We start from the raw sequence: 12584 nt of genomic DNA, 5'->3' as shown, positions 1-12584 counted from the left end.
GCCCGTCGTTTACCGCATCAGCTCGGAGTGACCCGGTAGAGCACCGTGCCGTGCGGCGGCACATCCCTCGCCACGATGTCGCCGTCGCTGTGCCCACGGTGACCGGTGACCAGGTCGCGCAGCCGGTAGGAGTCGGCCTCCGGCAGTCCGGCCGCGCCCGCCGTGACGGACAGCGTGCGCGGCGAGTCGCCCGAGTTGAACAGGGCGATCGCCCGGTCGCCGTTCCTCAGGGGCTTGGCCAGCACCGTGGAGCGCGCGTCCTGCCGCACGATATGCCCCTGGACACCCAGGGAATCCTGATCGACGGCGATGACCTCCTTGTTCCCGAGGATCTCGCGGGCCGCCGGGGACAGCTTGCCGAGATCCGTGCTGGAGATCAGGGGGGCCGCCATCATGGCCCACAGCGACATCTGGCTCTGCATCTCGTGCCGCGTCAGGCCCGAGTCACCGGCCAGCAGAAAGTCCGGGTCGTTCCAGCGTCCGGGCCGCTGGAGGTCGGCCAGATGCGCGTTGTAGCGGAAGTTGTAGACGATCGACTTCCACTTCGCGGCCGGTGTGCTCTGTTGCAGCGCCACATCCCGCCCGCCCCGCCACAGATTGCCGAGCTCGGCCGACCAGCCGATGACCCGGTGCCAGACGCTGTCGCCGTCGAACTGGAAGTAGGCCGGCGCGGACACCGAGAAGGTCATCGGACGGCCGGTGGCCCGCAGGGCGCTGCTCATCTGCCCGTACAGACCGCGGTAGGTCTCCTCCTTGCTGCGCCCGGGGGTGGTGGGCACATTGCAGCCGTCCGCCTTGACGTAGTCCACCTTCCAGCGCGCGAACAGCTCCGCGTCCTGCTTGAAGTGGCCGAGACTGCCCGGATACTTCTCACAGGTGAGCGTCCCGACATCCTCGTAGATGCCGAACTTCAGCCCCATCCGGTGCAGCTGCTGTCCGATGTACGCCATGCCGTGCGGGAACTTCGTCCGGTCCGGCACCAGCTCGCCCTGGGGACCGCGCTGCCTGCTCATCCAGCAGTCGTCGACCGTGACGGTGTCATAGCCGCTGTGCGCCAGCCCCGTACGGACCAACGCCCGCGCATTGTCGAGCACCACCTTCTCGTTGATGTTGCACATGTAGTACGACCAGTTGTTCCAGCCCATCGGCGGTGTCGGGGCCAGATCCGGATACCGCGCCGCGGTGCGCGGGGCGCCGGGCGCGCGGGCCGGGTCGGGGGCGGCGGAGGCGGGCGCGGGGGCCGCGAGCAGTCCGGCCGAGCAGGCGGCGACGGCGGTCAGTCCGGCGAAAGTGCGGCCGATGCGGGGTACCGACGGGTGGGACACGAGTCACCTCACGAGTGGGCGGGACGGCCTGGGAGGAGGCAAGCGGGGGCGGCGCCGGGGCGGAGCACGGCCGGACGCTAGGAGCAGCCCAGGGCCCGGTCAAGAAGCCGCACCGCCCGGGCAGGAGGTTTCAGCCGCCTGTACCTGGCGACCGAGATCACCGCGTGCTACCAAGGGGCATGCCGGAACGGACTTCGTATGACGCGGTCATCGTCGGCGGCGGGCACAACGGGCTGGTCGCCGCCGCTTATCTCGCACGCGCCGGGCGCAGCGTGCTGGTGCTGGAGCGGCTGGACCACACCGGTGGTGCGGCCGTGTCGACCCGGGCTTTCTCCGGGGTCGACGCCCGGCTGTCCCGCTACTCCTACCTCGTCAGCCTGCTGCCGCCGAAGATCGTGCGGGATCTCGGGCTGCGCTTCGCGGTCCGCAAACGCACCGTCTCCTCCTACACCCCCGCCGTACGCGACGGCAGCCCCACCGGCCTGCTGGTAGCCGGCGGCGAGGACCGCACCCGTGCCTCGTTCGCCCAACTCACCGGCTCCGAACGGGAATTCGATGCCTGGCAGCGTTTCTACGCCGGCACCGGGCGCCTGGCCGAACGCGTCTTCCCCACCCTCACCGAGCCGCTCCCCACCCGCGCCGCACTGCGCGCCGCGATCGACGACGACGCCACCTGGCACGCCCTGTTCGAACGCCCCCTGGGCGAGGTGGTCGAGGAGACCTTCACCGACGACCTGGTCCGTGGAGTGGTCCTCACCGACGCCCTCATCGGCACCTTCGCCACCGCCCACGACCCGTCCCTGCGCCAGAACCGCTGCTTCCTCTACCACGTCATCGGCGGCGGCACCGGCGACTGGGACGTCCCCATCGGCGGCATGGGCGCACTCACCGACGCACTGGCCGACGCCGCCCGCCGCGCCGGTGCGGAGATCGTCACCAACTGCCCGGTGACCGCCCTCGCGACGGACGGCCGGACCGCGGAGGTGACCTGCGACCAGGGCACGATCGGCGCCCGCCGGGTCCTCGTCAACGCCGCACCCCGGGAACTGGCCCACCTGCTGGGCGAGACCCCGCCCCCACCCGCCGAGGGCGCCCAGCTCAAGGTGAACATGCTACTCACCCGGCTGCCGCGGCTACGGGACAGCCGGGTGGACCCGCGGGAGGCCTTCTCCGGCACCTTCCACGTCGCCGAGGGCTACGACCAGCTGGAGCAGGCCTACCACCAGGCCGCCTCCGGCCGGCCGCCCGCCGCCCCGCCCTCCGAGATCTACTGCCACTCCCTCACCGACCCCTCCATCCTCGGCGCCGATCTGGTCCGCCAGGGCTACCAGACGCTCACCCTCTTCGGCCTGCACACCCCGGCGAGACTCTTCACCGCCGACAACGACGCCACCCGCGAGCAGCTGCTCGCCGCCACCCTCGCCGAACTGGACACCCACCTCGCCGAGCCGCTCGCCGACTGTCTGGCCCATGACGCCGACGGCCGTCCCTGCATCGAGGCCAAATCCCCCCTGGACCTGGACCGCGAACTGGGCCTGCCGGGCGGCAACATCTTCCATCGCGACCTGGCCTTTCCATACGCGGATCCCGAGGGTTCCGACGACGCCGCGACCGCCCCCGCCCGCTGGGGCGTGGCCACCACCCACCCCAATGTCCTCCTGTGCGGCGCGGGCGCCCTGCGCGGCGGGGGAGTCAGCGGCATCCCGGGGCACAACGCGGCGATGGCGGTGCTGGAGGAGGGGTGAGGGAGCAGGGGCGGCAGGGGGAGCAAGGGCGGTAACTGTGGAGAGGACAAAAAGGGCCGCCGCCCCGCCGCGCAAGTTTCTGACGTAGCATCAGAAAATCTCTTCCCTCGTACGGCCCGCTGCGGCATCCTGCGCCCATGCAGACGGAGCTGAGCAACACGCTGGGAGTCGAGCACGCCGTCTTCGGGTTCACTCCCTTCCCCGCGGTCGCCGCGGCGATCACCCGGGCCGGCGGGTTCGGGGTGCTCGGCGCGGTCCGCTACACCGCGCCGGACGCGCTGGCGCGCGACCTCGACTGGATGCAGGAGCACACCGAAGGGCTGCCCTACGGGCTCGATGTGGTGATGCCCGCCAAAAAGGTGGAAGGCGTCAGCGAGGCCGATGTCGAGGCGATGATCCCGCAGGGGCACCGGCGGTTCGTCACCGAGCTTCTTGAGAAATACCAGGTGCCGCGGCTCGCGGAGGGGGAGACGTCCGGCTGGCGGATCACCGGCTGGATGGAGCAGGTCGCCCGCACCCAGCTCGATGTGGCCTTCGACTATCCGATCAAGCTGCTGGCCAACGCCCTCGGCCCGCCGCCCCCCGACATCATCCAACGCGCCCACGACCACGGCATTCTCGTCGCCGCGCTCGCCGGCAGCCCCCGGCACGCACGGCACCACAAGGCGGCCGGCATCGATATCGTCGTCGCCCAGGGCTACGAGGCCGGCGGACACACCGGCGAGATCGCCACCATGGTCCTGACCCCGGAGGTGGTCGCCGCCGTCGACCCGCTGCCGGTGCTCGCCGCGGGCGGCATCGGCACCGGCGAGCAGATCGCCGCCGGACTCGCCCTCGGCGCACAGGGCGTCTGGCTGGGCTCGATCTGGCTGACCACCGAGGAGGCCGATCTGCACTCCCGGCGGCTGACCGCCAAACTGCTCGCCGCGGGCCCGGCCGACACCGTCCGCTCCCGTGCCCTGACCGGCAAACCCGCCCGCCAGCTGCGCACCGACTGGACCGACGCCTGGGACGACCCGAGCGGCCCCGGCCCCCTTCCGATGCCGCTGCAGGGCCTGCTGGTCGCCGAGGCCAACTCCCGTATCCAGCGGCACGAGGTCGAACCGCTGTTGGGCACCCCCGTCGGCCAGATCGTCGGCCGGATGAACAGCGAACGCAGCGTCCAGGCCGTCTTCGACGACCTCACCCGCGGCTTCGAGCGGGCCATCGACCGCATCAACCGCATCGCCGGACGCGCATGAACCCGAGGAGGACAGCGGAATGACCCATGGTTCCCCACCACCCAACGGCTTCTGGGCGCAGGCCGCGGCCGACCCGGACCGTACGGTCCTGATCGCCCCGGACGGCGAGGAGTGGACCGCGGGCCGGCTGCACGCCGCGAGCAACCAACTGGTCCACGGGCTGCGGGCGGCGGGCCTGGAGCGCGGCGACGCATTCGCCGCGGTCCTCCCCAACGGCGTCGAGTTCTTCACCGCCTACCTGGCCGCGTCGCAGGCCGGCTTCTATCTCGTCCCGGTCAACCACCACCTGGTCGGCCCGGAGATCGCCTGGATCGTCGCCGACTCCGGCGCGAAGGTGCTGATCGCGCACGAGCGGTTCGCGGACGCGGCCCGGCACGCCGCGGACGAGGCGGAACTGCCGGCCGCCCGGCGCTACGCCATCGGCGCTGTCGACGGCTTCCGCCCCTACGCCCAACTCCTCGACGGACAGCCGGAGTCCGCGCCCGACGGCCGCACCCTGGGCTGGGTCATGAACTACACCTCGGGCACCACCGGACGCCCGCGCGGCATCCGCCGTCCGCTGCCCGGCACCCCGCCCGAGGACGCCTACCTGGGCGGCTTCCTCGCCATCTTCGGCATCCAGCCCTTCGACGACAACGTCCACCTGGTCTGCTCGCCGCTCTACCACACCGCCGTACTGCAATTCGCCGGCGCTTCCCTGCACATCGGCCACCGCATCGTCCTGATGGACAAATGGACGCCGCGGAACATGCTCGCTCAGATCGACACACACCGCTGCACCCACACCCATATGGTGCCCACCCAGTTCCACCGGCTGCTCGCACTGCCCGAGGAGACCCGGGCGGCCTACGACGTGAGCTCGATGCGGCATGCGATCCACGGCGCCGCGCCCTGCCCCGACCACGTCAAACGCGCGATGATCGACTGGTGGGGCGGCTGCGTCGAGGAGTACTACGCGGCGAGCGAGGGCGGCGGTGCGTTCGCGACCGCCGAGGACTGGCTCAAGAAGCCCGGAACGGTCGGCAAGGCCTGGCCGATCAGCGAGCTTGCCGTCTTCGACGACGACGGCAACCGGCTGCCCGCGGGTCAACTCGGCACCGTCTACATGAAGATGAGGACCGGCGGCTTCAGCTACCACAAGGACGAGGGCAAGACGAACAAGAACCGGATCGGTGACTTCTTCACCGTAGGTGACCTCGGCTATCTGGACGAGGACGGCTATCTCTTCCTCCGCGACCGCAAGATCGACATGATCATCTCGGGCGGGGTGAACATCTACCCCGCCGAGATCGAGTCGGCTCTGCTCGGCCACCCGGCCGTCGCCGACGCGGCCGCCTTCGGCATCCCGCACGACGACTGGGGCGAGGAGGTCAAGGCCGTCGTGGAACCGGCCGAGGGCCGGCGGCCGGGCCCCGAGCTGGCCGCCGAGATCCTGGCGTACTGCGAACGGCAGCTGGCCGGCTACAAACGGCCCAGGTCCGTCGACTTCATCGCCGTCATGCCGCGCGATCCCAACGGCAAGCTCTACAAGCGGCGGCTGCGCGACCCGTACTGGGAGGGCCGGGAGCGCGCCATGTAGGGGCCGTGTGCCCTGTGGGCCCGCCCGCCGACGGCGGCCGGTTCACCGGTCGGGTGCCTTGACCCGGGGTGGGGTGCGGTCGAGGATCGCGCCATGACGCGAGCGCGGAGCAATACGGTCGACGGGGTCCTGCGGCGCAGTGCCCGGCGGGTGCCCGAGCGGACCGCGGTGCGGTACGGGGACCGGAGCTGGACCTATCGAGAGCTGGACGACGCGGTGACCGCCGCGGCGCGGGTGCTGCTGGCCGACGGCCTCCGGCCCGGCGACCGGGTCGCTTCCTACGGCCACAACTCCGATGCGTATCTGATCGGCTTCCTGGCCTGCGCCCGGGCCGGGCTGGTGCATGTGCCGGTCAACCACAGCCTCACCGGCACGGATCTTGCCTACATCCTCGACCAGTCGGGCAGCGCGCTGGTGCTCACCGATGTCGCGCTTGCGCACCGGCTGCCGGAGTCCGTCCGCAGCATGCCGCTCCACGACGCGCCCGACGGGTTGGTGGAGCGGCTCGTGGCCCATGAGGCTGCCGGTGACGCCGATGCGGCGGGTGATGCGACGGGCCGGTTGGCGGAGGTGTCCGACGACACCCTCGTCCAGCTGCTCTACACCTCGGGAACGACCGCGCTGCCCAAGGGCGCGATGATGACGCACCGCGCCCTGGTGCACGAATACACCAGCGCCATCGTCGCCCTCGACCTGAAGGAGACGGACCGGCCGCTGCACTCGCTGCCGCTCTACCACTCCGCGCAGCTGCATGTGTTCCTGCTGCCCTACCTGGCGGTGGGCGCCGAGAACACCATCCTGGACGGGCCCGATCCGGACCGGATCTTCGCACTGGTGGAAGCGGGCCTGGCCGACAGCCTGTTCGCGCCGCCGACCGTGTGGATCGGGCTGTCCCACCGCCCCGACTTCGCCACCCGGGAGCTGAGCGGGCTGCGCAAGGCGTACTACGGCGCCTCGATCATGCCGGTGCCGGTCCTTGCGCGGCTGCGCGCCCGGCTGCCCGGGCTCGCGTTCTACAACTGCTTCGGGCAGAGCGAGATCGGGCCGCTGGCCACCGTCCTCGGCCCGGACGAACACGAGGGCCGGATGGACTCCTGCGGGCGCCCGGTGTTGTTCGTCGAGGCGCGGGTGGTGGACGAGGCGGGCCGGGAGGTGCCGGACGGCACCCGGGGCGAGGTCGTCTACCGGTCGCCGCAACTGTGCACCGGCTACTGGGACAAGCCCGACGAGACCGCCGAGGCGTTCCGGGACGGCTGGTTCCACTCCGGAGACCTCGCCGTCCGCGATGCGGAGGGCTATTTCACGGTGGTCGACCGGGTCAAGGACGTCATCAACTCCGGTGGTGTCCTGGTCGCCTCGCGCCAGGTGGAGGAGGTGCTCTACGAGCATCCGCAGGTGGCCGAGGTCGCGGTCATCGGGCTGCCGGACGAGCGCTGGATCGAGGCGGTGACCGCGGTGGTCGTCCGGCGCACGGACGGCGCGGACGGTTCGGGCGGCGGCGACGGGGCGGCGGACGGTGGCGCCGTGGTGGGGGAGCAGGAGCTGATCGAGGCGGCCCGCGCCCGCCTTGCGCCGTTCAAGGCGCCCAAACGGGTGATGTTCGTGGACGCGCTGCCGCGCAACGCCAGCGGCAAGGTCCTCAAGCGGGAGCTGCGCGAACGGTTCGGCACGCCCTGAGGGCCGCGTGGAGGGCGACTGTCAGTGCCCCCTGCCATGCTGAGAAGCGGCGGGAGAACAGCAGTGCACGTCACCATCCGCACAACGGAGGACCACCCATGCTGACCACCAACTACGTCCCGGGCACACCGAACTGGCTCGACCTCGGGGCCCCCGACATCGACGCCGCCGTCGCCTTCTACTCCGCCGTCTTCGGCTGGAGCTTCCAGTCGGCCGGGCCGCAGGCCGGCGGGTACGGCATGTTCCAGCTCGACGGCAAGACCGTCGGCGCCGTCGGTCCGCTGATGGAGGAGGGCGCGAGCTCCGCCTGGACGGCGTACTTCCAGACCTCCGACGCGGATGCCACGGTCAAGGCGGTGGAGCAGGCCGGCGGCGCCGTGCGGGTCCCGCCGATGGACGTCTTCACCGCGGGCCGCCTGGCAGCCTTCACCGACCCGACGGGCGCCGACTTCGCCGTGTGGCAGCCGGGCGACACCAAGGGCCTGGAAACGGTCATGGAGCCGAACACCCTCTGTTGGACGGAGCTGTACACCACCGACGCGGCCGCGGCGAGGGACTTCTACCGCTCGGTCTTCTCCTGGAGCTATCAGGACATGCCGATGGGTGGCGGCCTGGTCTACTCGGTCGCCTCCGCACCGGGCGGCGGCAAGGGTGACGACACGGGGCATGGCGGCATCATGCAGCTGCAGAAGGAGCATCTGGCGGCCGGTTCGACATCGGAGTGGCACCCGTATTTCGGTGTCACCGACTGCGACGCCACCTTCGCCGCGGCCACCGACCACGGCGCCACGGTCCTGATCCCGCCGACCGACGCTCCGGGCGTCGGCCGGCTGGCGATGCTGAAGGACCCGGCGGGCGCCCCGTTCGCCCTGATCAAGGGGGACCCGACGATGAGCTGAGCGACGACGGCCGTGGTGCAGGGCCGGGCCGGTCGTCAGACAGCCGGAGACCGACGTCCCGAGAAGACGCCGGCCTCCGGCATCGGGCCAGCAGGCCGCTATTCCGCCGTGGCCAGTTCGGCGAACACCACCACGTTGTCCGGGTAGTAGTGCTGCGACTGGTCGTAGTCGCCACCACAGGTGATCAGACGGAGCCCCGCGTGGTCGATGTTCTTGTAGACCTCGATGGTGGGGAACTTGTTCTTCGGGTACTGCGCGACGCGGCTGACGGTGAACTTCGAGGTCTTCCCGTCGGCCCGCGCGACCTCGATCGCGGCACCGGCCTTCAGGGAGGACAGCCGCTGGAACACCGACGGCTTGCCGTTCCAGCTGACATGGCCCGCGATGACGGCCGGACCCTTGTCGCCGGGTGCCGGGCCGGGCGTGTACCAGCCCGCCTTGTCGGGGTCGACGGGCGTTTCCATCGTTCCGTCCTTCTTCCGCCCCAGCGACTCGAGCGTGGAGGAGACGTTGAGCGACGGAATGGAGAGCCGCTCCGGAGCCACCTTCCGCGCGTTCCCCGTCTTCTGCTCACCCCCTTGACCGTTCTCGGTTCTCGATCCGGGAGGAGCGGCCTGGCCTCCCTGCGCGGGCTGCTGTCCGGCGGGAGCCGACTGCGACGCCGACTTCTCGCCCCCGCAGCCGCCGAGCAGGAGAATCGCTCCCACCGCGGCGCAGGACGCGGCTTCGCGCTTCCAGCGGGCTGTCGTCCTGCGGGCCGTCATGCGGCGCCCTGTCCGGTCGGCTCGGCGGAGGCGGAGGCGGTGGCGTGCCTCCTGCGGCGCACGACCAGCGCTCCGGTCGCCGCCACGAGGGCGAGACCGCCGGCGCCCACCAGCGCGGCGGGCAGTTCGCTGCTGTCGTCCGTTCCGCCACCCGTCTCCACGCCACCCACCGGAATGGAACCGACCGCCGCGCCCTCGACGATCCCGCAGACCGCGGGCGCGGTGGCCTCCTGGGGCAGTTTGGGATCGAGTTCGCTCTTGCCCGCGCCGAAGTCGTACTTCTTGTTGCCGTTCGGGTCGATGCCGTGCTGCACCACGTGGAGGTCCTTGATGTGATCGACCACGTCCTGGGACACGGGGATGGTGCGCTCGTAGGAGAGGTTCCCCTGGGCGTCCGCCTTGGGCATACGGTCGACGGCGAGCCCGCTGTCCGGGCTGGTGTCACCGTCGGTGGTGAGCGTGATGTTGATATCGCCGTAATGCACCGTGGCTTCGGTGTTGTTGACGATCCCGTCGCCGTCCGTGTCGGCGCTCGCGTCCGGGCACGTGAAGTCATGGCCGTCGGTGGAGCCGTGGATGTGCTGGGCGTGCGGCTGCCCCGGGACGAGTCCCTTCGACTCGATCTTCACGGTCAGTTGGTTGCCGTTGAGACTGAGCATCGCCGTACCGCTGCCCCCCGAGCTGTTCAGCTGTTTCAGGTTGATCTGGAATGCCGTCTCCGCGGCGACAGCCGGAGCGGCGGCCGCCGAGAGGGCCAGGGCGACGGGCAGAGCGAGGAGGGCGGCGAGGCGAGTGCTGCGCTGGGCTGTCACAGTCGTTCGTTCCCTTCGGGCGGTCCCCGTAGGGATCGCCGCGGTCTCGTCCGGAGGGCCCGTGCGACTTCTTCACGCGGCCTGAGCGGCCGCCGGTCGTTGCCCGGGCGCAAGTAGCAAGTAGCCAGTAATACGAAGCGGACTGACGCGATGTTCATCCTGTGCGCGAAGTCCCGCTTCCCACCGGTCGAACCCGACTCGCCCCGCCCCCCCCGCGCACCAGCTCGGGGCAGGCGGGGCGGGCCCAGGCAGGACGAAAGTTATCCCTGGTCCCGCGGCCGGGCGTCCACGATGCGCTTGATCTTCCCGACCGAGCGCTCCAGCGTCTCCGGATCGACGATCTCCACGGCGACCGAGACCCCGATGCCGTCCTTGACGCCGCGCGCGATCAGCCCGACCGCCGCCGTGCGCTCCTCGGGCGTCGCGTCCGGCCGGGCCTCGGCGCGCACGGTCAGCTGGTCCATCCGGCCCTCGCGGGTCAGCTTGAGCTGGAAGTGCGGGGCCACGCCCGGCGTACGCAGCACGATCTCCTCGATCTGCGCGGGGAAGAGATTGACCCCGCGCAGAATGATCATGTCGTCGCTGCGCCCGGTGATCTTCTCCATCCGGCGGAAGGCGGGGCGCGCGGTGCCGGGCAGCAGCCGGGTCAGATCCCGGGTGCGATAGCGGATGACCGGCATCGCCTCCTTGGTGAGCGAGGTGAAGACCAGCTCGCCGTGCTCACCGTCCGGCAGTACCTCGCCGGTGATCGGGTCGACCACCTCCGGGTAGAAGTGGTCCTCCCAGATGTGCAGCCCGTCCTTGGTCTCCACACACTCCTGGGCGACGCCGGGACCCATGACCTCCGACAGCCCGTATATGTCCACGGCATCGATCGCGAACCGCTCCTCGATCTCGCGGCGCATCGCCTGCGTCCATGGCTCGGCGCCGAAGACGCCCACCTTGAGCGAGGTCTTGCGGGGATCGATGCCCTGCCGCTCGAACTCGTCCAGCAGGGTGAGCAGGTACGACGGCGTCACCATGATGATCTCGGGGCGGAAGTCCTGGATGATCTGCACCTGCCGGCCGGTCATCCCACCGGACGCCGGCACGACCGTGCAGCCCAGCCGCTCCGCGCCGTAGTGCGCTCCCAGACCGCCGGTGAACAGCCCGTATCCGTAAGCGATATGAACGGTGTGACCGGGCCGTCCGCCGGCCGCGTGGAGGGAGCGGGCGACCACATCCGCCCAGTGCGACAGATCGCGTTCGGTGTAGCCGACGACCGTCGGACGGCCCGTGGTGCCGCTGGACGCATGAATGCGGCGCACCTTCTCCTTAGGGACGGCGAACATCCCGAAGGGGTAGTGGGCGCGCAGATCATCCTTGACCGTGAACGGGAAGCGCGCGAGGTCGCCGAGCGAGCGGCAGTCCTCGGGATGCACCCCGGCCCGGTCGAAGGACTCGCGGTAGAACGGGACGTGGTCATAGGCATGCCGCAACGAGGCGCGCAGCCGTGTGAGTTGCAGCTCGCGCAACGCGTCCTTGGAGAGCCGTTCCGCCTCGTCGAACGTCTCGCCGCCCGTAGCCCCGCCCGCAGCCGCTTCCGGCATGGAGTGTCACCGCCTCGTGTCCCTACCGATCATTCGGTAGCTGCATGCGGGTCCAAGTAATCAGCGCGCGGCGAACACGTCAAGGGGCGTGACGCAGACGGCCCCCGGGTAGCGTCCAGCGCATGAGTGACGTCCGGAAAGTGCAGGTCGGCGAGGTCCAGCTGGCATACCGGGTGTGGGGTGAGGAGGACGCGCCCCCGGCCGTGCTGCTGCACTGTCTCGGGGAGGACGGTGAGGACTGGCGCGGTGTGGTCGGCCGGCTCGCCGGCACCCACCGTGTCTTCGCCCTCGACCAGCGGGGCCACGGGCTGAGCGACTGGCCCGGCGAGTACGGCTTCGAGCGGTGGCGGGACGACGCGATCGGATTCCTGGAGGCGCTCGGCCTGGCGCGGGTGACCCTCATCGGGCACTCGCTGGGCGCGGTGGCCGCGCTGCTGCTGGCCGCGGACCGGCCCGATCTGGTGGCCCACCTGGTCCTGGAAGAGGCCACCCCGCCGCTGCCCGCCGACCCGCCGCAGGAGCTGCCCGAGCGGCCGGCGGGTCCGCAGTCGTTCGACTGGCGCGCCAAGATCGCGGTGGTGGCGGAGCGCAACGCCCCCGACCCCCTGTGGTGGGACGCCCTGGAGAAGATCACCGCCCCCACCCTCGTCATCGGCGGCGGCCCCACCAGCCATGTCCCGCAGGCGCACCTCGCCGAGATGGCCGACCGGATCCCCGACGCCCGTCTGGTGACGGTCGAGGGCGCCGGCCATCTTGTCCACGAGGAGCGCCCGGGCGCATTCCTCGCCGCGGTCAACTCGTTCCTGGCACCGCGCCCGTAGCCCGCGGCGCCCCCGGGGCCCGGTTCCCCCAGGCAGTGTCCGACGGGTCGCGTGACGGGAAGGTGATCACGTCGTTGCGGCCGGTGCGGGCCGGGGAGATCTGTCGGATCGGGAGTAGGCGCGTCTGGAGCC

General features: G+C 71.0%; 10 protein-coding genes. 6 read left to right on the top strand and 4 right to left on the bottom strand.

The window, feature by feature from the left end:
• Window positions 1-17: 17 nt before the first annotated feature.
• Window positions 18-1325, bottom strand: coding sequence for a glycoside hydrolase family 27 protein (locus KI385_RS07680; RefSeq protein ID WP_238571460.1), 1308 nt, complete (start codon window positions 1323-1325; stop codon window positions 18-20).
• 179 nt (window positions 1326-1504) lie between these two features.
• Between KI385_RS07680 and KI385_RS07675 the strand changes: the two genes are divergently transcribed.
• The 5 genes from KI385_RS07675 to KI385_RS07655 all read left to right on the top strand — a co-directional run bounded on the left by KI385_RS07675 (window position 1505) and on the right by KI385_RS07655 (window position 8466).
• A complete protein-coding gene (locus KI385_RS07675) occupies window positions 1505-3070 on the top strand; it encodes a phytoene desaturase family protein (protein ID WP_238571459.1) in 1566 nt (521 codons plus the stop codon).
• A gap of 137 nt (window positions 3071-3207) precedes the next feature.
• Complete coding sequence (locus KI385_RS07670) at window positions 3208-4311, top strand: NAD(P)H-dependent flavin oxidoreductase (RefSeq protein WP_238571458.1); 1104 nt, start codon at window positions 3208-3210, stop codon at window positions 4309-4311.
• Between the two features lie 19 nt (window positions 4312-4330).
• Window positions 4331-5890, top strand: coding sequence for an acyl-CoA synthetase (locus KI385_RS07665; RefSeq protein WP_238571457.1), 1560 nt, complete (start codon window positions 4331-4333; stop codon window positions 5888-5890).
• Window positions 5891-5983: 93 nt separating this feature from the next.
• Window positions 5984-7567 carry an acyl-CoA synthetase gene (locus KI385_RS07660; RefSeq protein WP_238571456.1) on the top strand — a complete coding sequence of 528 codons (1584 nt, stop codon included), beginning with the start codon at window positions 5984-5986 and terminating at the stop codon, window positions 7565-7567.
• Between the two features lie 98 nt (window positions 7568-7665).
• The gene (locus KI385_RS07655; protein WP_238571455.1) at window positions 7666-8466 is read left to right on the top strand and encodes a VOC family protein; all 801 of its coding nucleotides are present in this window, start codon (window positions 7666-7668) and stop codon (window positions 8464-8466) included.
• A 98-nt stretch (window positions 8467-8564) separates the two neighbouring features.
• Here the strand turns inward: KI385_RS07655 and KI385_RS07650 are convergent, their stop codons facing one another.
• The 3 genes from KI385_RS07650 to paaK all read right to left on the bottom strand — a co-directional run bounded on the left by KI385_RS07650 (window position 8565) and on the right by paaK (window position 11631).
• Complete coding sequence (locus KI385_RS07650; RefSeq protein WP_238571454.1) at window positions 8565-9230, bottom strand: class F sortase; 666 nt, start codon at window positions 9228-9230, stop codon at window positions 8565-8567.
• Window positions 9227-10042: a hypothetical protein gene (locus KI385_RS07645; protein ID WP_238571453.1), complete on the bottom strand. Its 816-nt coding sequence runs from the start codon at window positions 10040-10042 to the stop codon at window positions 9227-9229. Before KI385_RS07645 ends, KI385_RS07650 begins: the two co-directional genes overlap by 4 nt.
• Window positions 10043-10302: 260 nt before the next feature.
• A complete protein-coding gene (paaK, locus tag KI385_RS07640) occupies window positions 10303-11631 on the bottom strand; it encodes a phenylacetate--CoA ligase PaaK (protein WP_238571452.1) in 1329 nt (442 codons plus the stop codon).
• Between the two features lie 122 nt (window positions 11632-11753).
• On the opposite strand from paaK, the gene KI385_RS07635 reads away from it, so the two are divergent.
• Window positions 11754-12452 (top strand): alpha/beta fold hydrolase, encoded by a 699-nt coding sequence (locus tag KI385_RS07635; protein WP_238571451.1) that lies wholly within the window; start codon window positions 11754-11756, stop codon window positions 12450-12452.
• Window positions 12453-12584 lie beyond the last annotated feature (132 nt).

The organism is Streptomyces inhibens, assembly GCF_022221585.1.
Classification (GTDB): Bacteria; Actinomycetota; Actinomycetes; order Streptomycetales; family Streptomycetaceae; genus Streptomyces; species Streptomyces inhibens.
The sequence above is the reverse complement of the archived record's forward strand: the minus strand, read 5'-3'. Positions and strand labels throughout refer to the sequence as shown.

What these genes read in the sequence shown, in the direction of transcription:
- KI385_RS07670 (WP_238571458.1), top strand. Translation starts at nt 3,208, where the DNA reads ATGCAGACGGAGCTGAGCAACACGCTGGGAGTCGAGCACGCCGTCTTC.
- KI385_RS07655 (WP_238571455.1), top strand. Translation starts at nt 7,666, where the DNA reads ATGCTGACCACCAACTACGTCCCGGGCACACCGAACTGGCTCGACCTC.
- KI385_RS07660 (WP_238571456.1), top strand. Translation starts at nt 5,984, where the DNA reads ATGACGCGAGCGCGGAGCAATACGGTCGACGGGGTCCTGCGGCGCAGT.
- KI385_RS07650 (WP_238571454.1), bottom strand. Translation starts at nt 9,230, where the DNA reads ATGACGGCCCGCAGGACGACAGCCCGCTGGAAGCGCGAAGCCGCGTCC.
- paaK (WP_238571452.1), bottom strand. Translation starts at nt 11,631, where the DNA reads ATGCCGGAAGCGGCTGCGGGCGGGGCTACGGGCGGCGAGACGTTCGAC.
- KI385_RS07675 (WP_238571459.1), top strand. Translation starts at nt 1,505, where the DNA reads ATGCCGGAACGGACTTCGTATGACGCGGTCATCGTCGGCGGCGGGCAC.
- KI385_RS07635 (WP_238571451.1), top strand. Translation starts at nt 11,754, where the DNA reads ATGAGTGACGTCCGGAAAGTGCAGGTCGGCGAGGTCCAGCTGGCATAC.
- KI385_RS07665 (WP_238571457.1), top strand. Translation starts at nt 4,331, where the DNA reads ATGACCCATGGTTCCCCACCACCCAACGGCTTCTGGGCGCAGGCCGCG.